This is a genomic window from Sulfitobacter sp. UBA1132, from assembly GCF_002311545.1.
GTDB classification, from domain to species: domain Bacteria; phylum Pseudomonadota; class Alphaproteobacteria; order Rhodobacterales; family Rhodobacteraceae; genus Sulfitobacter; species Sulfitobacter pontiacus.
On the sequence record NZ_DCAN01000022.1, the window covers coordinates 8871 to 9105 of the forward strand.

Sequence of the window (235 nt, forward strand, 5' to 3'; positions counted from 1 at the left end):
CGAGACGCGCAAGGACGAGATGGCACAGACGCTGCAACGCAATCTTTCGCGGGTGCTGGACAATGCCGAAGGCGTGGACGCTGACCGGCTGGCGCAGGAACTGGCGCTGATCGCCGTCAAATCCGACATCACCGAAGAGATCGACCGCCTGCACGCCCATGTGGATGCGGCCCGCGCCTTGCTGGCGCAGGACGGGGCCGTGGGGCGCAAACTGGATTTCCTGATGCAGGAGTTC

1 protein-coding gene is annotated in these 235 nt (G+C 64.7%); it reads left to right on the forward strand.

Features of this window, described 5'->3' with window-relative positions; all coding sequences use genetic code 11:
• A partial coding sequence (locus B4F27_RS17625) for an endoribonuclease YicC domain-containing protein (protein ID WP_286760307.1) occupies nucleotides 1-235 on the forward strand: 235 nt, incomplete at both ends.